This is a genomic window from Micromonospora sediminicola (assembly GCF_900089585.1).
Taxonomy (GTDB): domain Bacteria; phylum Actinomycetota; class Actinomycetes; order Mycobacteriales; family Micromonosporaceae; genus Micromonospora; species Micromonospora sediminicola.
The window spans coordinates 775,004-795,360 of the sequence record NZ_FLRH01000003.1; the positions used below are offsets into that span (position 1 = coordinate 775,004).

The 20,357-nt window shown below is 74.5% G+C and carries 21 protein-coding genes; 14 read left to right on the plus strand and 7 right to left on the minus strand.

Translation table 11 applies throughout. From position 1 onward, the window contains the following. Positions 1-205: 205 nt before the first annotated feature. On the minus strand, positions 206-1,105 hold the full coding sequence (locus GA0070622_RS04055; protein WP_091568699.1) for an HhH-GPD family protein: 900 nt from the start codon (positions 1,103-1,105) through the stop codon (positions 206-208). Between the two features lie 96 nt (positions 1,106-1,201). Here GA0070622_RS04055 and GA0070622_RS04060 point away from each other — a divergent pair, with 96 nt between their 5' ends. The 3 genes from GA0070622_RS04060 (at position 1,202) to GA0070622_RS04070 (ending at position 3,151) form a co-directional block, all read left to right on the plus strand. Further along, the gene (locus GA0070622_RS04060) at positions 1,202-1,714 is read left to right on the plus strand and encodes a glycine cleavage system transcriptional repressor (protein ID WP_091568702.1); all 513 of its coding nucleotides are present in this window, start codon (positions 1,202-1,204) and stop codon (positions 1,712-1,714) included. Further along, a complete protein-coding gene (locus GA0070622_RS04065) occupies positions 1,711-2,274 on the plus strand; it encodes a peptide deformylase (RefSeq protein WP_091568705.1) in 564 nt (187 codons plus the stop codon). Before GA0070622_RS04060 ends, GA0070622_RS04065 begins: the two co-directional genes overlap by 4 nt. Before the next feature lie 130 nt (positions 2,275-2,404). Next, positions 2,405-3,151 (plus strand): hypothetical protein, encoded by a 747-nt coding sequence (locus GA0070622_RS04070; protein ID WP_091568708.1) that lies wholly within the window; start codon positions 2,405-2,407, stop codon positions 3,149-3,151. 6 nt (positions 3,152-3,157) lie between these two features. Here GA0070622_RS04070 and disA read toward each other — a convergent pair whose 3' ends face one another. From disA to GA0070622_RS04090, 4 genes are all read right to left on the minus strand, one after another. Then, a complete protein-coding gene (gene disA / locus GA0070622_RS04075) occupies positions 3,158-4,348 on the minus strand; it encodes a DNA integrity scanning diadenylate cyclase DisA (RefSeq protein WP_091576858.1) in 1,191 nt (396 codons plus the stop codon). 141 nt (positions 4,349-4,489) lie between these two features. Then, positions 4,490-5,941 carry a DNA repair protein RadA gene (gene radA / locus GA0070622_RS04080; RefSeq protein ID WP_091568710.1) on the minus strand — a complete coding sequence of 484 codons (1,452 nt, stop codon included), beginning with the start codon at positions 5,939-5,941 and terminating at the stop codon, positions 4,490-4,492. A 104-nt stretch (positions 5,942-6,045) separates the two neighbouring features. Then, positions 6,046-6,819, minus strand: a complete 774-nt coding sequence (locus GA0070622_RS04085; protein ID WP_091568713.1) for a hypothetical protein — start codon at positions 6,817-6,819, stop codon at positions 6,046-6,048. A gap of 142 nt (positions 6,820-6,961) precedes the next feature. After that, on the minus strand, positions 6,962-7,801 hold the full coding sequence (locus tag GA0070622_RS04090) for a UbiA family prenyltransferase (RefSeq protein WP_091568715.1): 840 nt from the start codon (positions 7,799-7,801) through the stop codon (positions 6,962-6,964). 45 nt (positions 7,802-7,846) lie between these two features. Here GA0070622_RS04090 and GA0070622_RS04095 point away from each other — a divergent pair, with 45 nt between their 5' ends. The 4 genes from GA0070622_RS04095 to GA0070622_RS04110 all read left to right on the plus strand — a co-directional run bounded on the left by GA0070622_RS04095 (position 7,847) and on the right by GA0070622_RS04110 (position 11,647). Next, a complete protein-coding gene (locus GA0070622_RS04095) occupies positions 7,847-8,602 on the plus strand; it encodes a methyltransferase domain-containing protein (protein ID WP_091568718.1) in 756 nt (251 codons plus the stop codon). A 42-nt stretch (positions 8,603-8,644) separates the two neighbouring features. After that, positions 8,645-9,811, plus strand: coding sequence for an acyl-CoA dehydrogenase family protein (locus GA0070622_RS04100; RefSeq protein ID WP_091568720.1), 1,167 nt, complete (start codon positions 8,645-8,647; stop codon positions 9,809-9,811). A 154-nt stretch (positions 9,812-9,965) separates the two neighbouring features. After that, positions 9,966-11,015, plus strand: coding sequence for a type III polyketide synthase (locus GA0070622_RS04105; RefSeq protein ID WP_091576860.1), 1,050 nt, complete (start codon positions 9,966-9,968; stop codon positions 11,013-11,015). Positions 11,016-11,047: 32 nt separating this feature from the next. Continuing rightward, positions 11,048-11,647, plus strand: a complete 600-nt coding sequence (locus tag GA0070622_RS04110; protein WP_091568723.1) for a hypothetical protein — start codon at positions 11,048-11,050, stop codon at positions 11,645-11,647. Between the two features lie 7 nt (positions 11,648-11,654). Here the strand turns inward: GA0070622_RS04110 and GA0070622_RS04115 are convergent, their stop codons facing one another. After that, a complete protein-coding gene (locus GA0070622_RS04115) occupies positions 11,655-12,344 on the minus strand; it encodes a hypothetical protein (RefSeq protein WP_091568727.1) in 690 nt (229 codons plus the stop codon). Positions 12,345-12,671: 327 nt separating this feature from the next. On the opposite strand from GA0070622_RS04115, the gene GA0070622_RS04120 reads away from it, so the two are divergent. From GA0070622_RS04120 to GA0070622_RS04140, 5 genes are all read left to right on the plus strand, one after another. Then, complete coding sequence (locus GA0070622_RS04120; RefSeq protein ID WP_013288937.1) at positions 12,672-13,157, plus strand: CarD family transcriptional regulator; 486 nt, start codon at positions 12,672-12,674, stop codon at positions 13,155-13,157. A 53-nt stretch (positions 13,158-13,210) separates the two neighbouring features. Further along, on the plus strand, positions 13,211-13,906 hold the full coding sequence (gene ispD / locus GA0070622_RS04125) for a 2-C-methyl-D-erythritol 4-phosphate cytidylyltransferase (protein ID WP_091568729.1): 696 nt from the start codon (positions 13,211-13,213) through the stop codon (positions 13,904-13,906). A gap of 207 nt (positions 13,907-14,113) precedes the next feature. After that, entirely contained in the window at positions 14,114-14,596 is a 483-nt protein-coding gene (gene ispF, locus GA0070622_RS04130) for a 2-C-methyl-D-erythritol 2,4-cyclodiphosphate synthase (RefSeq protein WP_091568732.1), read from the plus strand. Between the two features lie 42 nt (positions 14,597-14,638). Beyond that, on the plus strand, positions 14,639-15,637 hold the full coding sequence (locus GA0070622_RS04135; protein WP_091568735.1) for a tetratricopeptide repeat protein: 999 nt from the start codon (positions 14,639-14,641) through the stop codon (positions 15,635-15,637). Between the two features lie 150 nt (positions 15,638-15,787). Further along, positions 15,788-16,828: an NAD(P)-dependent alcohol dehydrogenase gene (locus GA0070622_RS04140; protein ID WP_091568738.1), complete on the plus strand. Its 1,041-nt coding sequence runs from the start codon at positions 15,788-15,790 to the stop codon at positions 16,826-16,828. Between the two features lie 54 nt (positions 16,829-16,882). On the opposite strand, the gene GA0070622_RS04145 is transcribed toward GA0070622_RS04140, so the two are convergent. Then, positions 16,883-18,049, minus strand: a complete 1,167-nt coding sequence (locus GA0070622_RS04145; protein WP_091568740.1) for a homogentisate 1,2-dioxygenase — start codon at positions 18,047-18,049, stop codon at positions 16,883-16,885. Between the two features lie 94 nt (positions 18,050-18,143). Between GA0070622_RS04145 and GA0070622_RS04150 the strand changes: the two genes are divergently transcribed. Both GA0070622_RS04150 and fahA read left to right on the plus strand, forming a co-directional pair. Next, the gene (locus tag GA0070622_RS04150; protein ID WP_176558976.1) at positions 18,144-19,010 is read left to right on the plus strand and encodes a hypothetical protein; all 867 of its coding nucleotides are present in this window, start codon (positions 18,144-18,146) and stop codon (positions 19,008-19,010) included. A 53-nt stretch (positions 19,011-19,063) separates the two neighbouring features. Continuing rightward, positions 19,064-20,263, plus strand: a complete 1,200-nt coding sequence (gene fahA / locus GA0070622_RS04155; protein ID WP_091576863.1) for a fumarylacetoacetase — start codon at positions 19,064-19,066, stop codon at positions 20,261-20,263. Positions 20,264-20,357: the final 94 nt, after the last annotated feature.

Below are 20,357 nucleotides of genomic sequence, written 5' to 3' on the forward strand. Positions count from 1 at the left end.
GAAAGCCACCGGGGCCGCCGCCTTTCCCATGCCCACCGCACCTCGCTCCCGATACCGCCCGCCCTCCCGCCCCGCCCCGCCCCGCCCTCCCGCCCCGCCCCGCCCACCCTCGCCCCGTCGATCATGAAGTTGACCGCACGTGGCGTCCGATTTGTCGCCGCCAACTTCATGATCGACGGGGCGGGTCCTGGGTGGAGGAGGGTGGTTAGGGGAGGGGGACCGGGGGGCCGTCGCCGGCCAGGCGGAAGGACTCCTCGCCCACCGGTTCCACCAGGCCGTCGGTCACCAGGCCGGCCAGGGCGCGGGCCCGCTGCACGTCGTCCTGCCAGACCTGGTCCAGCCGCTGGTGCGGCACCGGACCGGTGGCGTCCCGGAGCACCGCGAGGAGCAGCCCGCGTACCTGCCGGTCGGTGCCCGCGTAGCGCTGCGGGCGGCGGGTCGGGCCGGCCGGCGCCGCCTGGCCGGACGCCCGCCAGGCACAGCTCGACTCGACCGGGCAGACCGCGCACCGGGGCGCGCGGGCGGTGCAGACCACCGCGCCGAGTTCCATGAAGGCCGCGCTGGCCAGGGCGGCGGCGGTCGGCTCGACCGGCAGCAGCTCCTCGGTGGCGACCAGGTCGGCGGGGCGGGTGGTCGGTCCGGCGTCGGCTTCGCCGGCGATCGCCCGGCACACCACCCGCCGGACGTTCGTGTCCACCACCGGGTGGCGCTGCCCGTAGGCGAACGCCGCCACCGCCCGGGCCGTGTACGTGCCCACGCCGGGCAACGCCAGCAGCTGGTCCAGTCGGTCGGGCACCACGCCGCCGTGCCGCTCCACGACGGCCACCGCGCACTCGCGCAGGCGCACCGCCCGACGGGGGTAGCCGAGCCGGCCCCACATCCGGATCGCCTCGGCCGGGGTGTCCTCCGCCAGCGCGCGCGGCTCCGGCCACCGGGCCAGCCACGCCTCCCACGCGGGCACCACCCGGACCACCGGGGTCTGCTGGAGCATGACCTCGCTGACCAGGATCGCCCAGGCGCCGATGCCGGGCCGGCGCCACGGCAGGTCGCGGGCGTTGCGCTCGTACCAGCGGCTGACCTGGGCGGCGAAGGTGGGCTCAGTCATGGCGCTGACGATGATGTCACGGGCGGAGATCCCGCTGGTTGGGCGACCCGGGTGGGCCGGCGCGGCCGATCATGGGCGGCGGGGCAGAATGTCCGAATGAACGAGCTCGCGATCACCGTCATCGGCCGGGACCGGCCGGGCATCGTCGCCGACGTCGCGGAGGTCCTCGCCCGGCTGGGTGCGAACCTCACCGACTCGACGATGACCCGGTTGCGGGGACACTTCGCGATGACCCTGATCTGTGTCGGCCCGGCCGCCGCCGACGTGGAGGCCGCGCTGGCCCCGCTCGCCGCCGACGGGCACCTGCTGGCCACCGTACGCGCGGTGACCCCGGACGGCGGCAGCACGGCCGCCGGCGAGCCGTACGTGCTGGCGGTGCACGGCGCGGACCGGATGGGCATCGTCGCGGCGATGACCCGGGTGCTGGCCGACGCGGGCGGCAACGTGACCGATCTGAGCACCCGGCTCACCGGATCGCTCTACGTGGTGGTCGCCGAGGTCGAGCTGCCGCCGGGCAGCGCGGACGAGGTGGCCGGCCGGCTCACCCGCGCCGCCGCGGAGTTGGGCGTCGGGGTCAGCCTGCGCCCGGCGGACACGGACCTGCTGTGACCGCCGAGGAGTACGCCGGGTTGGGCGGCTGGACGCCGGAGAAGCTGGGCGTCCCCGGCGAGGTACGTCCCGTGGTGGCCGCCCCGGAGCCGGTGCTGAGCCGGCCGGGCCCGACGGTCGACCCGACCTCGCCCGAGGTGGTGCGACTCGCCGCCGACCTGGTGGCCACGATGCGGGTCTCACCGGGCTGTGTGGGCCTGGCGGCACCGCAGGTCGGGGTGAGCGCCCAGGTGTTCGCGGTGGACGTTACCGGCCATCCGAAGGCGGTCACCGTGCACGGCACGTTCGTGCTGTGCAACGCCCGGGTGGTGGAGGCGACCCGCTGGAAGGCCGGTCGCGAGGGCTGCATGTCGGTGCCGGATCTGACCGGGGACGTGAAGCGGGCGAGTCGCCTCGTGGTGGAGGGGGCGCTGCCGGGCAGCGGGGAGCCGGTGCGACTGGTCACCGACGGCTTCGAGGCCCGCGCGCTGCAGCACGAGATCGACCACTGCGCCGGGCTGCTCTTCCTCGACCGGGTGGCCGGGGCGCACGCCGTCTACCAGCGCCAGGTCTATCTCTGACCGGGAGTGGTCCGGCGACGGCGCTCGGTGAACGTCGGCCTCCACAGTGGATGCTTCAGGCCGGGCGGCGCGGTGTTACCGGCGCGTCGGACCCGCGCGTCGCGCACCGCGCGGATACGGTAGGCGCATCATGCGTCTGACGGTCGGCCCCCTGCCCCCCGCCGTGTACTGGCGGCGTCGTGCCGTCGTGCTCGGTGCGGGGCTGCTCTTCCTGATTGTCCTGCTCTATTCCTGCACCGGCACGGATCGCAACGCCGGGACGCCGTCCGGCAACCCGTCGCCGAGCGGCACCGCGGGGGCGGCCCCGGGCCCGTCGGGCTCGGTGCTGAGCCCGCAGTCGGGCAGCCCGTCGCCGACACCGGGCGCCTCGGGCGACACCGGCTCGGACGGCGGAGGCACGAGCAGCGGCGGCGGCACGAGCGACGGGGGTGGCTCGGGCACGGGCGACGGCGGGGCGTCCGGGCAACCGGTCTCCGACGACGGCACCTGCGCCGACTCGGAACTGCTGGTGACGCCGGTGGCGGTGCCGGCCAGCGCCCAGCGGGGCACCGTGGTCACCCTGCGCCTGAAGGTCAAGAACGTCTCGGACCGCACGTGCAGCCGGAACGTCGGCGCCGACCTGCAGGAGCTGTACGTGAAGGCCGGCGCGGAGAAGGTCTGGTCGTCGGACACCTGCGGCACCGGCAAGGGCAACGACGTGCAGTCGTTCACACCGAACTTCGAGCGCGCCTACGAGCTGGGATGGAACGGCCGGCTGGACAACCGGTGCGCCGGCGGGCTGGCCAACGGCGAGTACGCCCCGATCGGCACGTACCAGGTCTTCGCCCGGGTGGGCACCAAGATCAGCGAGCCGGTGAAGTTGACCGTCACCGGCTGAGCCGGGTCAGACGTACCGCTCCAGGATGGACGCCTCGGCGAGCCGGGACAGCCCCTCGCGGACGCCCCGGGCGCGGGCGTCGCCCACGCCCTCGACCGCCTGGAGGTCCTCCACGGTCGCACCGAGGAGCCGCTGGAGGCTGCCGAAGTGCACGACCAGTCGGTCGACCACGGCCGCCGGGAGCCGGGGCACCTTGGCCAGCAGGCGGAACCCGCGCGGGCTGACCGCCGCGTCGAGCGCGTCGGAGGCGGACGGGTAGCCGATCGCCTTCGCCACCGCCACCAGGTCGATCAGCTCGGTGGCGGTGAGCAGGTCGAGTTCGACGAGCGCCTCGTCGAGGGTGCGCGACTTGCGGCCGACGGGCAGGTAGTCGCGGATGACCAGGGTGCGGTCGGCGTCCACGCCGGCCATCAGCTCGTCGAGCTGGAGCGCCAGCAGTCGGCCGTCGGTGCCCAGCTCGACCACGTAGCCGGCGATCTCGTCGGCGATCCGCCGGACCATCTCCAACCGCTGCACCACGGCCACCGCGTCGCGGACGGTGACCAGGTCCTCGATCTCCAGCGCGGAGAGGGTGCCGGAGACCTCGTCCAGCCGCAGCTTGTAGCGTTCCAGCGTGGCCAGGGCCTGGTTGGCCCGGGACAGGATCGCCGCCGAGTCGTCGAGCACGTGCCGCTGGCCGTTGACGTAGAGGCTGATGATCCGCATCGACTGGCTGACCGAGATGACCGGGTAGCCGGTCTGCCGGGCCACCCGTTCGGCGGTGCGGTGCCGGGTGCCGGACTCCTCGGTGGGGATGGACGGGTCGGGCATCAGGTGCACGCCGGCCTGGACGATCCGGGTGCCGTCGCTGGAGAGGACCACGGCGCCGTCCATCTTGCACAGCTCGCGGACCCGGGTGGCGGAGAACTCGACGTCCATCGGGAAGCCGCCGGTGCAGATCTGCTCGACCACCTTGTCGTAGCCGAGCACGATGAGCGCGCCCGTGCGGCCGCGCAGGATCCGCTCCAGGCCGTCCCGGAGCGCGGTGCCCGGTGCCATCAGGGCGAGATTGGCCCGCAGCGGATCGCCACCGGCCCCACCGACGCTCCCGGTGACGGTCACGCTGATGGCGGCACGGGCGGGGTTCCCGCTCACGGCGCCGGTGCGGGCGTGCGGCGTCGCCGTTGCGGGCTTGGTGGCATCGCGGTCGATCGGCACGGGCACAGTCTACGGACTGCGGTGCGGTGGGTGCTCTCGTGGTTACTGTGATGTGTCACGATGCCCGGCTCCGGGGCTCGCCGCCCGCTTGCGCGACCTGTCCGATTCGCCCGACCGCTCCCGCCCCAGCGCTACCCACCGTCACTCCGCCGACGCCCGGGCGGCAGCCTGGAGCGCGGTGCGCACGTCAGTGACCTCGATCACGCGCATGTTCTCCGGGGCGACGCCGCTGCTGCCCGGGCCGCAGCCGGGCGGCACCAGGGCCAGCCGGAAGCCCAGCCGGGCGGCCTCGGCCAACCGTCGGGGGACCGCGCCGACCCGGCGCACCTCGCCGGTCAGCCCGACCTCTCCGATGGCGACCAGGTGCGCGTTGAGCGCGAGGTTGAGCCCGCCGGACGCGACGGCGAGCGCCACGGCCAGGTCGGCCGCCGGCTCGACCACCCGGATGCCGCCGACCGTGGCGGCGAAGACCTCCCGGTCGTGCAGCGTCAGCCGCTCGGTGCGCCGCTGGAGCACCGCGAGGACCATGGCCAGCCGGGCGCCGTCGAGACCCGAGACGGTGCGCCGGGGCGAACCGGCGACGGTGGCCCCGATCAGCGCCTGCACCTCGGTGACCAGCGCCCGCCGCCCCTCCATCGCCACCGTCACGCAGGTGCCCGGCACCGGCTCGGAATAGCGGGTCAGGAAGAGGCCGGACGGGTCGGCGAGGCTGCTGATGCCGCCCTCGTGCATCTCGAAGCAGCCCACCTCGTCGGCCGCGCCGAACCGGTTCTTCACGCCGCGCACCATCCGCAGCGAGGAGTGCTTGTCGCCCTCGAAGTGCAGCACCACGTCGACCAGGTGCTCCAGCACCCGCGGGCCGGCCACCTGGCCGTCCTTGGTGACGTGCCCGACCAGCACGGTGGCGATGCCCCGCTCCTTGGCCACCGCGACCAGCGCCGCGGTGACCGCGCGCACCTGGGTGACCCCGCCCGGCACGCCCTCGGTGCCGGTGGTGGAGATGGTCTGCACCGAGTCGAGCACCAGCAGCCCCGGCTTGACCGCGTCGAGGTGGCCGAGCACCGCCGACAGGTCACTCTCGGCGGCCAGGTAGAGCTGGTCGTGCAGGGTGCCCATCCGCTCGGCGCGCAGCCGCACCTGGCTGACCGACTCCTCGCCGCTGACCACGAGCGACGGGCTGCCCGCGCCGGCGGCCCACTGCTGGGCCACGTCGAGCAGCAGGGTGGACTTGCCGACGCCGGGCTCGCCGGCCAGCAGCACCACCGCGCCGGGGACCAGGCCGCCGCCGAGCACCCGGTCGAGCTCGCTGACCCCGGTCGGCCGGGCACGGGCCGGAGCGGCGCTGATGGTGGCGATCGGCCGGGCCGGCTCGGCCGGCATCCGGGAGCTGACCACCCGGCCGGAGACCACCGGGCCGGTGACGGTGCACTCGACCACCGAGCCCCACTCGCCGCACTCGGGGCACCGGCCCACCCACTTCGGCGGCTGGTGACCGCACGCGTCGCACTCGTAGGCCGGGCGGGGTTCGCGGGCGGCGGCGCGACCGCGGCCGGCGCCGGCACGGGAGGAGGTCGATCGGGGCGAGGTCACCACAGGACGCTAACCGGACGGTATGACGAACGCCCACCCTCCGGACGACGACACCGCCGGCGTGGCGCTGGCCACGAACGGCGGTGTCGACGGAACGGAGAACGGCGTCAGCCGTGGCTGCCGCCCTCGACGCCACCCTCTTCGCCGGCGTGCTCGCGCGGGTTGACCACCGCGGAGGGCTCGGCCTCGGGGGTCAGCGGAACGCCGATCGGGGCCGGAGTCTTGATCACCTTGCCGCCACCGAAGTCGAAGGTCAGGTTGACCTGCTGGCCGACGAGCAGCTTCTGGTTCAGGCCGACCAGCTGGAGGAACTGCGGGTTGCCGCTGTTCAGCTGGGCGTAGGAGAGGGCCGGGATCTCGATCCGGGCCGGCTGGCCGGCGGGCGCCGACTCGCTCTCCGACGGCGACGGGCTGGCCGAGGCGGACTCGCCCGCCGACGGCGAGCCGGTGACGTCGAGCGACTGGCTGGGCGAGGCGCTCGGGTCGGCGGCGGTCGGCGAGGCCGAGGCCGGCTCGGTCGGCGAACCGGTCGGGGTGGCCGCGCCGCTGGACCCGGCACCGCCGGTGAGCAGGATCTCGCGGGCGCTGTCGGTGGTGACGGTCACGGTCACCGGGGCCTGGCTGTCGTTGTAGATCACGACGTTGAGCGGCGCGGTCGCGCCCGCCTCGTAGCCCTTCGGTCCCGGGAACTGCACGTAGAGCCCGCGCACCTTGTAGAGGTTGTCGGAGGTCTGGACGTTGACGCCCTGTACCGACGGGATCTTGTTGGCGGTCTCGGCGATCTGCCCGGCGCCGCACCCGGACAGCAGCAGGCTCGCCGCCGCCGCCGTGCCGGCCAGCAGCAGGGCCGGCCCCCGGGAACCCCTGATCGAGCGCGTCACGTCGGTCCTCCTCGTCACGATCCCCGCCCGGTCGACCCCCGGGCACGGGGTGGCCATACCCGCGCAGACCGCGCTCCAGGGTAGTTGGAGCTGATCGAGGCCCGCACGCGGACCCGGCAATGCCCCCCGCGCAGGGGACTTCTCAGACCACCCGGCCGTTCGCCACCAGCAGCACCACATCGATCAACGCCACCACCAGCACCGCCCGGAAGGCGGTCACCGGCCGGTCGCCGGCCCGGGCGGCGGCGCGTCCCGCGTACCAACCGAGGGCCGGCACCGCGACGGCGGCGGCGACCGCCGACAGGCCGGTCCACGACGGCGGCCCGGGTGGTCCGAACACCAGCGCGACGGTGGCCGCGAGGAGCAGCCCGGCGGCGGCCAGCCGGCTGCCCCCGGACCCCAGCCGGTGCGGCAGTCCGCGCACGCCGGTCCGGGCGTCGTCGGCCAGGTCCGGCAGGACGTTCGCGAAGTGCGCCCCGGCGCCCAGCAGCGCGGCGGCGGCCACCAGCCAGGCCGGTGGCGCGGGCGAGCCGGGCAGGGCCAGCACCACGAAGGCGGGCAGCGCGCCGAACGAGACCGCGTAGGGCAGCACCGACACCGGCGTCGACTTCAGCGGCCGGTTGTAGAGCAGCGCGGAGACCAGTCCCAGGGTGGCGCACGCGGCCGCGGCCGGTCCGCCGGCCAGCGCCAGCAGCGGGGTGGCGACCGCGGCCACCGCGGTGGCGCGGACCAGCGTCGGCCGGGTGACCGCGCCGGTGGTCACCGGCTTGTCGGTACGCCCCACCGCGGCGTCCCGCTCGGCGTCGATCAGGTCGTTGCTCCAGCCCACCGCGAGTTGGCTGGCCAGCACCGTCGACGCCACCACGGCGACGCCGACGGCGGAGTGCCCGACGCCGGCCGCGAGCAGCGCGGCGACCACGACGACCGCCGCCGCCGGCTCCGGATGGCTCGCCCTGACCAGCCCTAACACCCGCGTCGACATAAGGGAAGTCTGGTCGTTACCGGGGAGTCGTGCCACGCTCGGACCATGCCAGAAGCGTCCCCGGTGTCCACACCGCACCGGGTGCTGCCGCCGAACGACCCCCGGCAGTACGACGACCTGGCCGGGGAGTGGTGGCGGCCGGACGGCGCGTTCGCGATGCTGCACTGGCTGGCCCGCGCCCGCGCGGCCCTGGTGCCGCCCGCGTCCACCCCGGACGACCTGCTGGTCGACCTCGGCTGCGGAGCCGGGCTGCTGGCGCCGCACCTGGTCGGGAAGGGCTACCGGCACGTCGGGGTGGACCTGACCCGCTCCGCGCTCGACCAGGCCGCCGCGCACGGTGTGACGGTGCTCCAGGGCGACGCCACCGCCGTGCCCCTGGCCGACGGCTGCGCCGCCGTGGTCTCCGCCGGCGAGCTGCTGGAGCACGTGCCGGACTGGCGGCGGGCGGTGGCCGAGGCGTGCCGCCTGCTGCGCCCCGGCGGCCTGCTGGTGCTCGACACGCTCAACGACACGCTGCTGGCCCGGCTGGTCGCGGTGGAGGTGGGCGAGCGGCTGCCCACCGTGCCGCGCGGAATCCACGACCCACGGTTGTTCGTGGACGCCCGCGCGCTGGTCGCCGAGTGCGCCCGGCACGGCGTGTCGCTGCGGCTGCGCGGGGTCCGGCCGGAGCTGGGCGGCACGCTGGCCTGGCTGCTGCGCCGATGGCGCGGCGGTGACCGTCCGGCCCGGACGGAGCCGCGCATCGTGCCGACCCGGTCCACCGCCGTGCTCTATCAGGGCAGGGGGCGCCGGAGCGGGTAGCCGGGACGGCCCGGGGTAAAGGGACGCCGAGAAGGGGGCGACATGACTGTGCACGCGCTGGAGGCGGCCCGCCGGTTGGCGCCGCGACTGGCCGCCCGCGCGGCCGAGCACGACCGGGACGGCTCGTTCCCGGTGGACGACTTCGCCGACCTCCGGGCGGCCGGCCTGTTCGGGCTGATGGTGCCGCAGGCGCTGGGCGGCCGGGGCGCCAGCTTCGCCGAGTACGCGGCGGTCGCCACCGAGTTGGCCCGGGGCAACGGCGCGACCGCGCTGGTGTTCAACATGCACGCCTCGGTCACCGGGGCGCTGGGCGCGGTCACCGAGGAACTGGCCGAGGCGCTCGGCGTACCGGACGAGGCGCTGGCCGCCCGCGACCGGCTGCTGCGCGCGGCGGCCGACGGCTCCTGGTACGCGGTGGCGATGAGCGAACGCGGCGCCGGCGCGCGACTGTCCCAGCTCAGCACGGTCTACGAGCCGGTCGACGGCGGCTGGCACATCAAGGGCAGCAAGACCTTCTGCTCCGGCGCCGGCCACCCGGACGGCTATCTGGTGGCCGCCCGCAGCGCCGCCGACCAGTCGGTGGTCTCCCAGTTCCTGGTCCCGGCCGGCGAGGGCATCACGGTCGAGCCCACCTGGGACTCGCTGGGCATGCGGGCCACCTCCTCGCACGACCTGCACCTGGACGTGACGGTCCCGGCCGACCGGCTGCTCGGCGGGGTCGAGGGGCTGGCCCTGGTGGTCGCCCAGCTCATGCCGCACTGGCTGGTCGCCAGCTACGCGGCCGTCTACGTGGGGGTGGCGCGGGCCGCCATCGACGCCGCCGCCGAGCACCTGAACGCCCGCAACCTGGCCGGCCTGCCGGCGGTCCGGGCCCGCCTGGGCCGGGCGGACGCGGCCGCCGCCGCCGCCGAGCTGGTGGTCGCCGAGGCGGCCCGCCGGGTCGACGAGGCCCCCGGCGACGCGGAGACGAACCGCTGGGTGTGGCGGGCCAAGCTGCTGGCCGGCACCACGGCGGCCGAGGTGGCGGCGTCCATGCTGGAGGCCGCGGGCACCTCGGCGACCCGCCGGGGCCACCCGCTGGAGCGGCTCTACCGGGACGCCCGCTGCGGCTCGCTGCACCCGGCCACGTCCGACGTCTGCGCCGACTGGCTCGGCATCGCGGCGCTCGGCGGCGACCCGGACCGTGACGGCTCGACCCCTCGTTGGTGAGCGCGAGGAGTGAGCCGGGGTTGCGAGCCCCGCAGTCGCGAACGAAGGACGGCCCGGTGAGCGCGAGGAGTGAGCCGGGGTTGCGAGCCTCGCAGTCGCGAACGAGAAGCGGCCCGGTGAGCGCGAGGGCTGAGGGATCCGAGAGGTGGGGGACGTGGACGTACCGGTGATCGCGGGTATGGGTACGGCGCAGCCGCCGGCCGCCGCGCAGGACGAGCTGTGGACGGGCTTCTTCGCGCGGCACTTCTCCGGGACCACCCGGGCGCTGGCCGAACGGATCTTCGCCAACTCCGGCGTGACCCGCCGGCAGGCGGCGGTGAACCCGTTGCTGGAGGACGTCTCGGAGTGGCCGACCGAACGGCGGATGCGCCGCTACCAGGTCGAGGCGCTGCCGCTGGGCAAGGAGGCGGTGGGGCGCGCGCTCACCGCGGCCGGCCTCGACGCCGGTGACGTCGGCCTGTTCGTGGTCTGCTCCTGCACCGGGTACGCGACCCCGGGGCTGGACATCCTGCTCGCCCGGGACCTCGGCATGGCCCCGGGCACGCAGCGCATGTTCGTCGGGCACATGGGCTGCTACGCGGCCCTGCCCGGGCTCGGCGCGGCGAGCGACTTCGTCACCGCCCGGGGTCGGCCCGCGCTGCTGCTCTGCGCGGAGCTGACCAGCCTGCACATCCAGCCGCCGGGCGCCCGGGTGGACACCCAGCAGATCGTCTCGCACGCGCTCTTCTCCGACGCCGCGGTCGCCGCCGTGGTCGTGCCCGGCGGCCGGGGGTACGCGCTGCGCGAGGTCACCTCGGTCACCGACACCTCCACCGCCGACCACATGACCTGGGACGTCACCGACACCGGCTTCCGGATGGGCCTGTCGCCGAAGGTGCCGCAGGTGCTGTCCCGCTACGTCCGGGACCTGGTGGACGACCTGCTGGCCCGGCACGGGTACGACCGTTCCGAGGTGGACGGCTGGGCGGTGCACCCGGGCGGCCCGCGGATCCTCAACGTGGTGGAACGTGAGCTGGACCTGCCGCCCACGGCGCTGGCCGCGTCCCGGGAGACGCTGGCCGAGCACGGCAACTGCTCGTCGCCGACGGTGCTGCTGATCCTGGACCGGCTGTGCCGTGCGCAGCGCCCGCCCCGGCGGGTGGTGATGCTGGCGTTCGGCCCCGGGCTGACGCTCTACGCGGCACTGCTGGAACGGGCGGGCTGACGGACCGCCGTCGCGTCGATAGCCTGGCGGGCATGGCCTCCGAGGAGCGGACCCGGTTGGCGCTGCTGGCCGGCCTGACCGCGCTGGCGTTGGTGCTCGGCGGGTGGTGGTGGCGGTCGACGGCGCCCCGGGTCGGCGCGACCCCGGGCGGTTCCGCCGACGACCTCGTCCGGTCCCGCGTCGATGCCGCGACCGGGAGGGACTGGCCGGGACCATCGAGCGGATCGGACGCGACGGTGGTCGCGGTCGATCCCTCCTCCGGCGAGCTGGGCTCCGATCCGGACCGCTCGCTGATCATCCAGGTGGAACCCGACGGGGCGGCGCGTCCGCTCCAGGTTTCGCACGTGGTGTGGCGGGAGACGTCCCGGCTGACGCCCGGCGGGTCGCCACTCGTCCGGCAGGCGAACCCGTCGCAGGGCGACAAGTACCGGCTGTCGGTGGGCTGCTCGGGCGACGGGGTGGTCACGGTGGGCTTGTCCGGTGCGGGATCCGACGATGTCGAGCGGGTGCTGCGCTGCGGGGGGCGGCTGGACATCCCGTTGTTGGACGGCAACGGCACACCGATGATGGTGCGGTTCGCCGTCCTGCGGGGTCAGGCCACGCTCGACGCCCGGCTGGAGGCGCTCTACTGAGCCCGGCTCAGCCGCCGAGCCGGACCAGGTCGTCGCGGTAGTCGGTCGCCGGGCCCAGCTCTGGCACCAGCCGGACCAGCGTGCCCTGCCGGTCCACCAGCAGCGCGGCGGCGGTGCCGGGGTGGGCGACGAGGTGCAGGTAGGACCGCAGTCCGCCGGCCGGGTCGCCGAGGGGCCGCACGCCGGGGACGGTGGCGGGGCCGGCGCTGCGGCCCTCGGTCACGGTCACCACGGTGACCCCGGCAGGTGCGGCCGCGGCCGCCGTGCCGACCTGGTCGGCGCAGGTGCAGGCGTCCACCAGGATGATCATGGCGGGTAGCAGGCTGCGCAGCGGCACCGGCGTGTCGTCGCCGCCGACCAGGTCGAGCGCGGGGAGCGGGCCGACCGCCAGCGGCGTGGCCGTGGTCCGGGGCAGCACGGTCGGGGCGCCGGAGCGGTTGGACCGGGGCCAGGTGACGGCCGCCAGGCCGGCGAGCGTGACCAGCACCGAGACCAGCAGCGCGAGTGCCGGAAGCCCGATCCGGACCGGGCCGGGCCGGGGCGCCGGCCGGGGGTCGCGGCGTAGCTCCCGGCGAACCTGCCGGGCCTCGTCGGCCAGCGCGGAGGCGTCGTCGGGGACGACCACCCGGCCCCATTCGGGCGGGAGCCCGGGCAGTCCGTCCGGCGGCCCCTGGCCGTCTGCGTCAGGCACGCCCATCGGACCCCCAGGAACGTCTCGGTGAGCGGACGTCGCGTCCTCCACCAGCGTCCCGCACCGAGGGCCGTACCGCCACACCTGGGCGCGAGTGGAGTTACGGAGCTACCATGGAAGAAGCGCATTGCCCTAGATCTGGACGCTCCCGTCACCCGTGCCAGGTTGTCATTCGTTCGTCACGGAGCGTGTTGAAACCATCGGCTTGACCGCCTGTCAAGCCGAAGAAATACCTCTCACAGGGCCCCTGAGCTGCGCCAACGGTCAGGACAGCGGTGAGACATCGGTGCCTGAGCGTGTTACCCTAGACACAGCGAAAGGGGTTTCGAACCTATGGTTTTCAGTGTCGGCGAGACCGTTGTTTACCCCCACCACGGGGCCGCACTCATCGAGGCAATCGAGACTCGGGTCATCAAGGGCGAGCCAAGGGAATACCTCGTCCTGAGGGTCGCGCAGGGTGACCTGACGGTCCGGGTGCCCGCCGAGAACGCCGAGATCGTGGGTGTGCGCGAGGTGGTCGGCGAAGAGGGCCTGGGCAAGGTCTTCGACGTGCTCCGTGCACCGCACACCGAGGAGCCGACCAACTGGTCGCGGCGTTACAAGGCGAATCTGGAGAAGCTGGCCTCCGGCAACCCGCTGAAGGTGGCCGAGGTCGTCCGCGACCTGTGGCGCCGGGAGCGGGAGCGGGGCCTGTCGGCGGGCGAGAAGCGCATGCTCGCCAAGGCCCGTGACATCCTCGTGGGCGAGGTCGCGCTGGCCGAGAAGAGCACCAAGGACGAGGCTGAGACTCTGCTCGACAAGGTGCTGACCGAGGCCTGATCCACACCTCTGCCTCTACCCGTCCCGCAGCGAACGAATCCGAGGACCGCGACGTGACCGCGCAGCTCAATCCGCGCGGTGACGTCGCGGTCCTCGTTCCTGCGGCCGGTGCCGGGGTACGCCTCGGTCCCGGTGCCCCGAAGGCGCTCCGGCTGCTCGCCGGCGAACCACTGCTGGTGCACGCCGTACGCCGGATCGCCGCCGCGCCCTCGGTCCACACGATCGTGGTGGCCGCGCCGGCCGCCGACGTCGAGTCGGTGCGGGCGATGCTCGGCGCGGTGGCGCCGGTGACCGTGGTGCCGGGAGGCGCCGAGCGCCAGGCGTCCGTGGCGGCCGCGCTCGCCGCCGTCCCCACCGGGCCGGGGATCGTCCTGGTGCACGACGCGGCCCGCGCGCTGACCCCGCCCGACCTGGTCGAGTCGGTGGCCGCGGCGGTCCGCGAGGGGCACGACGCGGTGATCCCGGTGCTGCCGGTGGTCGACACGATCAAGGAGGTCGACGCCGCCGAACGGGTGCTCGGCACGGTCGACCGGTCCGCGTTGCGGGCGGTGCAGACGCCCCAGGGCTTCCGCCGGTCGGTGCTGACCGCCGCGCACGAGGCGGCCGGCGATTCGCTCACCGACGACGCCGGTCTGGTGGAGAAGCAGGGCGTCGCGGTGGTCTGCGTACCCGGTTCCGAACTGGCCCTGAAGATCACCCGCCCCTTCGACCTGGCCCTGGCCGAACACCTGCTGACCACAGGCGCCTGACCCGCGCCGCCCCCGGCGCGTGGCTTCGAGATCTTGGTACGAATCGGCCCCTATGGGGGCCCTTTCGTGCCAAGATCTACCCGGATCCTGGGATCTGGAACGTGGATCCCATTTCGGTCGATGGTTGATCGGCGCGCTGGGGCGTACGAGAACCAGTGCTGACCACAGTCCGGGCCGCAGCCAAGGCGCGGCGCGTACCCTCTGGTCATGATCGTTCCTCGGGTGGCCGTCGGCACCGACGTGCACGCGTTCGAGGCCGGGCGGCCCTGCTGGGTGGCGGGCCTGCACTGGCCGGACCAGGACGGCCTGGCCGGTCACTCGGACGCCGACGTGGCGGCGCACGCCGCCTGCAACGCGTTGCTCTCCGCGGCCGGCCTCGGCGACCTGGGCGCGAACTTCGGGGTGGACCAGCCGGAGTGGGCCGGCGCGTCCGGGGTGGCGTTGCTGGCCGAGAGCGCCCGCCGGGTGCGTGCCGCGGGCTTCCGGATCGGCAACGTCTCGGTCCAGGTGATCGGCAACCGGCCCAAGATCGGCCCGCGCCGGGACGAGGCGCAGCGGGTTCTCTCCGAGGCGGTCGGCGCGCCGGTGACGGTGTCCGCGGCGACCACGGACGGCCTCGGCTTCACCGGCCGCGGTGAGGGCCTGACCGGCATCGCGGTGGCCCTGGTCTACGAGGCTCCGGCGGACTGACCCGCTCCGCGCGGCGGGGTGACGGCGGTTACGCTCGCCGGGATGCCGAGTGACGCCGCCCCCGACCAGTCCGCCGCCGACGGCTACCTGCAGCGTGCCCACCTCCTCGCCGAGCTGGGCCGCTACGACGAGGGGATCGACGAGCTCACCGCCCTGATCGCGGCGCAACCCGCGCATCTGGAGGCGCTGACCATGCTCGCCCGGATGCAGCTCGCCGCCGCCCGTCCCGCGGAGGCGCTCGCCGCGTCCGAGGCGGCGTCGGCGACCGCACCGGGCACCGTGCCGGCGCTGGTGGTACGCGGTCTCGCGCTGCTCGACCTGGAGCGCTGGAAGGCCGCCGCGGCCACCGCGGACGAGATCCTCGCGCTCGGGCCGACCGACGCGTACGCGCAGCGCGGCGCCGCCGCGATCCTGTCCGCCTCGCGGAACGGGCAGGCGGCGCTCGACGCGGCCTGGCGGGGTGTCGAACTGGCGCCGGACGAGCCGGAGGCGCACCTGGTGCTCGGTTTGGTCGCGGTGCGCCTCGAACTGTTCGACCTGGCCGAGCGGGCCTACCGGGAGGCGTTGCGGTTGGACCCGGAACTGGCCGGGGCGCGGCAGGACACCGGCGTGGCCCGGCTGGAGCGGCGCCGCTACGCCGAGACGCTGGAGGACCTGACCGAGGTGGTCGACCTGACCCCGGCGCGGGTCGATCCGGCCCGCACCGCGGACGCCGGGCTGCGCCGGCTGGTGCTGTCCGCCGCCGGCTGGTCGTTGGGCGCCGCCGTGCTGGTGGCGGTGCTGGCCCCGGCCGCCCCGGGCGCGTCCCGCCTGCTCGCCGTGCTGGCCGCGGTCGGTGCCGGGTTGCTGTTCTGGCGGCCCGCGTCCCGGCTGCCCGGGCTGCGCGACGCGATGGCGCGCGGCCTGGCCCCGGCGATCTACGCGGCGGCCGCCGCACCGCTGCTGCTGGGGGTCTACGCGCTGGTCGGCGGCCCGTGGCCGCTGGTGGGGGCGGTCACCGCCACCGTCGTCGCGGGTTTCACGGTGCTCGCCCGCCGCTGAGCCGGGCCGCTATTCCCGTCCCCGGGGTGAGGAAGCGAACGTGTCGACCGGGGTGGCCCGGGGGTAGGAAACCCGGAGCGACAGGCTGTGTCGCGGGCCGGGCGTGTCCCGGCGCGGAAGGAAACCACCGGCTGCAGGAAGCGGGAATCCGTGTTCACCGTCAATGCCTACGCGGCGACGTCCGCGACCGAACCGCTCGCCCCGACCACCATCGAGCGGCGGGACCTCGGACCGGACGACGTCGCGATCGACATCAAGTTCTCCGGCATCTGCCACTCCGACATCCACACCGCGCGCAGCGAGTGGGGCCCGACCACCTATCCGATCGTGGTCGGTCACGAGATCGCCGGCGTGGTCCGGGAGGTCGGCTCCGCGGTGACGAAGTTCGCCGTCGGTGACCGGGTCGGCGTCGGCTGCATGGTCGACTCCTGCCGGGAGTGCGACAACTGCCGCAAGGGCCTGGAGCAGTACTGCCTCAAGGGCAACATCGGCACGTACGGCGGGGTGGGCCGGGACGGCGAGCCGACCCAGGGCGGCTACGCGCAGGCCATCGTGGTCACCGAGGACTTCGTGCTGCGCATCCCGGACGGCATCGAGCTGGACGCGGCCGCGCCGCTGCTCTGCGCCGGCATCACCACCTACTCGCCGCTGCGGCACTGGAACGCCGGGCCGGGCCGCCGGGTGGCCGTGATCGGCCTGGGCGGTCTGGGCCACATGGCCGTCAAGCTGGCCCACGCCATGGGCGCCGAGGTGACCGTGCTGTCCCAGTCGCTGAAGAAGCGGGAGGACGGGCTGCGGCTCGGCGCCGACCACTACCACGCCACCTCGGACGAGGCGACGTTCACCGACCTGGCCGGCTCGTTCGACCTGATCGTCAACACGGTCAGCGCGGCCATCGACCTGGACGCGTACCTGGGCCTGCTGGCCGTGGACGGGACGCTGGTCAACGTGGGCGCGCCGGAGGACCCGCTGTCGGTGCGCGCGTTCTCGCTGATCCCGGCCCGGCGGTCGTTCGCCGGCTCGATGATCGGCGGCATCGCCGAGACCCAGGAGATGCTCGACTTCTGCGCCGAGCACGGGTTGGGCGCCGAGATCGAGGTCATCCCGGCCGAGAAGATCAACGAGGCGTACGAGCGGGTGCTCGCGTCCGACGTGCGCTACCGCTTCGTCATCGACGCCTCGACGTTCTGACGACTCCGTGCGAGGGGGCCGCGTCCGTGCCGGGCGCGGCCCCTTCGGCGTACGTCAGGGCTTGCGCGCCCAGGTCCAGGCGTAGCCGTCGTCCTCGCAGGCGGTCGCCGCGTCGCAGAGGTCCAGCGGGCGGAACGTGTCCACCATGACCGCCAGCTCGTCGAAGAAGTCCGCCCCGATCGACCGCTCGGCGGCGCCCGGCTGGGGGCCGTGGGTGAAGCCGGACGGGTGCAGCGAGATCGAGCCCTGCTCGATCCCGGAGCCGCGCCGGGCCTCGTAGTTGCCGCCGGTGTAGAAGAGCATCTCGTCGGAGTCGACGTTGTGGTGGTTGTACGGCACCGGGATGGCGGCCGGGTGGTAGTCCACCTTGCGCGGCACGAACGAGCAGATCACGAAGTTCGGGCCCTGGAACGTCTGGTGCACCGGCGGCGGCTGGTGGATCCGCCCGGTGATCGGCTCGAAGTCGTGGATGGAGAACGCCCACGGGTACATGTGCCCGTCCCAGCCGACCACGTCGAACGGGTGGTTGGCGTAGACGTACCTCGTCCACCCACGACGGTGCTTGACCAGCACCTCCACCTCCTCGCCGTCGACCAGCAGCGGGGTGTCCGGTCCCCGGACGTCACGCTCGCAGTAGGGCGAGTGCTCCAGGAACTGCCCGCGTACGGAGAGGTAGCGCTTGGGCGGGCCGATGTGGCCGGACGCCTCCACCGCGAGCAGCCGGGTCGGCTCGTCGCCGGTGGGCACCAGGCGGTGGATGGTCGAGGTGGGGATGACGACGTAGTCGCCGGCCACCGCGTCGAGCACGCCGAACGGCGACTCCACCCGCAGCGAGCCGGACTCCAGGTAGAGGCAGTGGTCGCCGGTGGCGTCGCGGAACAGCGGTGAGGGCCGGTCGGCCAGCACGTACGCGATCCGGACGTCGTCGTTGGCGAGCAGGTACTGCCGGCCGAGCACCGGGTCCGCGCCGGCGCCGTCGAGTTTGTGCGTGCGCAGGTGGCGCGGTTTGAGCGGCAGGTTCGGCACCCGGGTGACGGCGGGCGGGGCGAACTCCTCGGCGGCGAGGATCGCGGTCGGCGCGTGCCGGTGGTAGAGCAGCGAGGAGTCGGAGGAGAAGCCCTCCTGGCCGACCAGCTCCTCCGCGTAGAGCGTGCCGTCGGGCTGCCGGAACTGGGTGTGGCGCTTGCGGGGCACCTCGCCGACGCTGCGGTAGTACGGCATCTCGCCTCCCGTTATGTCCCGTTCTCCGGCCGGTGGCGTCCGATAATCGGACGCGGTTGTCCGTTCCTCGTAGCGTCCCGTACATTCTTGTCTCGTGTCAACGCAGGTGCCCCGCCTCCTCGCCGGCCTGGTCGACGACGCCGCGGTCTTCCCGCCCGGCAACGCCGCGCTGCCCGACGCGGTCACCGCGCACCGCCGGCACCGCGCGGCCTGGTACGCCGACCTGGTCGGCCCGCTGCTGCTGCCCGCCTCCGACCTCCAGGCCGGTGCGTTGACCGGCCTGGTCGACCCGGCCGAGGGCCTCGTCATCGGCCTGATCGGCGACACCGGCCTCGACGGGCTGCCCGCCGCGCTGTCGGCCCTGGCGCCGGACGGCGTGACCGCCCGGCAGGTCGAGGCGCCGGTGGCCAAGCGCGGCGAGGACCCCGCCCCCGGTGTGGCCGAGCTGGTCGCGCTCGCCGGCCGGCTCGACGGCGCCTCCGTGTACGCGGAGATCCCGCTGACGCTCGGCCTGATGGACGCGCTGGACGCGCTCGCCCGGGCCCGGGCCGGCGGGCTCCCGGTGGCGGCCAAGTTCCGCACCGGCGGGCTGGCCGCCGAGTTGTTCCCGACGCCGGTCGAGCTGGCCGCGGTGATCTGCGCCTGCCGCGACCGCGAGCTGCCGTTCAAGCTCACCGCCGGGCTGCACCACGCGATCCGGCACCGTGACCCGGAGACCGGCTTCACCCACCACGGCTTCGTCAACGTGCTGGCCGCCACGCTGGCCGCGGTCGAGGGCGCCCAGGTGGACGCCGTCGCCGAGCTGTTGGCCGCGACCGACCCGCTGCGCGTGGTCGAGTCGGCCCGGGCCCGCCGCGAGTCCGCGCGACCGCTCTGGGTCGGCTACGGCTCGTGCAGCATCTCCGAACCATTGACCGATCTGATCCGGCTGGGGCTGGTGAACGGGGGATACGAGGCATGAGCGAACGCACCGAGCGGAGCGAGGGCCGTGAGGCCATGCCCGGCCAGCACGACGTGAGTTGGGTTTCGGGTGCGGCGGGCTCGCCGTACGGGGTGACCAACCTGCCGTACGGGGTGTTCCGGCACGGCGACCGCGAGCCGCGGATCGGCGTCCGCATCGGCGACTTCGTGCTCGACCTGGCCGGCGCGGAGACGGTCGGGCTGGTGCTGGCCGGCGGGGCGCTCGGCCGACCCACGCTGAACGCCTTCCTGGCGCTCGGCCGCCCGCAGTGGACCGCCGTCCGGCAGCGGGTCGTCGAGCTGCTCACCGACCCGGCGCACCGCCCGGCGGTGGAGCCGCTGCTGGTGCCGCTGCGCGAGGTCGAGCTGCTGCTGCCGTTCGAGGTCGCGGACTACGTCGACTTCTACTCCTCGGAGCACCACGCCGGGAACGTCGGGCAGATCTTCCGGCCCGGCCAGCCGCCGCTGCTGCCGAACTGGAAGCACGTGCCGATCGGCTACCACGGCCGAGCCGGCACGGTGGTCGTCTCCGGCACCCCGGTGGTCCGCCCCTCCGGGCAGCGGGCCAGCGCGCAGGGCCCCACCACGGGCGCGTCCGTACGTCTGGACATCGAGGCCGAGGTGGGTTTCGTGGTCGGCGTGCCGAGCCGGCTCGGCGAGCGGGTGCCGACGGCCGACTTCGCCGACCACGTGTTCGGCGTGGTGCTGGTCAACGACTGGTCCGCACGGGACATCCAGGCCTGGGAGTACCAGCCGCTCGGCCCGTTCCTGGGCAAGTCGTTCGCCACCTCGGTCTCCGGCTGGGTCACCCCGCTGGAGGCGCTCGCCGACGCGTTCGTGCCCGCGCCCGACCAGGACCCGCCGGTGCAGGACTACCTGCGGGACACCCCGCACCTCGGGCTGGACCTGACCCTGTCGGTGGAGTGGAACGGCGAGCGGGTAGCCGAGCCGCCGTTCGCCACCATGTACTGGACCCCGGCCCAGCAGCTCGCCCACCTCACCGTGAACGGTGCCTCGCTGCGCACCGGCGACCTCTACGCCTCCGGAACCGTCTCCGGCCCCGAGCGCGCCCAGGTCGGCTCGTTCCTGGAGCTGACCTGGGGCGGGTCCGAGCCGGTCAAGCTCGCCGACGGCAGCGAGCGGACGTTCCTGGAGGACGGCGACACGGTGACGATCACCGCCACCGCGCCCGGCCGGGACGGCACCACCATCGCCCTGGGCGAGGTCACCGGGACGGTCCTGCCCGCCCGCTGAACCACCTGTCGGCCGGACGGCCTCGATCGCACATCGGGTGCGATCGAGGCCGTTTCCTTCCGCGTTGATCGACTCGGATCGCGTACGCCCCGGG

What these genes read in the sequence shown, in the direction of transcription:
- GA0070622_RS04120 (WP_013288937.1), top strand. Translation starts at nt 12,672, where the DNA reads ATGGTTTTCAGTGTCGGCGAGACCGTTGTTTACCCCCACCACGGGGCC.
- GA0070622_RS04090 (WP_091568715.1), bottom strand. Translation starts at nt 7,801, where the DNA reads ATGTCGACGCGGGTGTTAGGGCTGGTCAGGGCGAGCCATCCGGAGCCG.
- GA0070622_RS04115 (WP_091568727.1), bottom strand. Translation starts at nt 12,344, where the DNA reads ATGGGCGTGCCTGACGCAGACGGCCAGGGGCCGCCGGACGGACTGCCC.
- GA0070622_RS04055 (WP_091568699.1), bottom strand. Translation starts at nt 1,105, where the DNA reads ATGACTGAGCCCACCTTCGCCGCCCAGGTCAGCCGCTGGTACGAGCGC.
- GA0070622_RS04060 (WP_091568702.1), top strand. Translation starts at nt 1,202, where the DNA reads ATGAACGAGCTCGCGATCACCGTCATCGGCCGGGACCGGCCGGGCATC.
- GA0070622_RS04100 (WP_091568720.1), top strand. Translation starts at nt 8,645, where the DNA reads ATGACTGTGCACGCGCTGGAGGCGGCCCGCCGGTTGGCGCCGCGACTG.
- GA0070622_RS04135 (WP_091568735.1), top strand. Translation starts at nt 14,639, where the DNA reads ATGCCGAGTGACGCCGCCCCCGACCAGTCCGCCGCCGACGGCTACCTG.
- ispF (WP_091568732.1), top strand. Translation starts at nt 14,114, where the DNA reads ATGATCGTTCCTCGGGTGGCCGTCGGCACCGACGTGCACGCGTTCGAG.
- GA0070622_RS04145 (WP_091568740.1), bottom strand. Translation starts at nt 18,049, where the DNA reads ATGCCGTACTACCGCAGCGTCGGCGAGGTGCCCCGCAAGCGCCACACC.
- GA0070622_RS04095 (WP_091568718.1), top strand. Translation starts at nt 7,847, where the DNA reads ATGCCAGAAGCGTCCCCGGTGTCCACACCGCACCGGGTGCTGCCGCCG.
- GA0070622_RS04110 (WP_091568723.1), top strand. Translation starts at nt 11,048, where the DNA reads ATGGCCTCCGAGGAGCGGACCCGGTTGGCGCTGCTGGCCGGCCTGACC.
- GA0070622_RS04070 (WP_091568708.1), top strand. Translation starts at nt 2,405, where the DNA reads ATGCGTCTGACGGTCGGCCCCCTGCCCCCCGCCGTGTACTGGCGGCGT.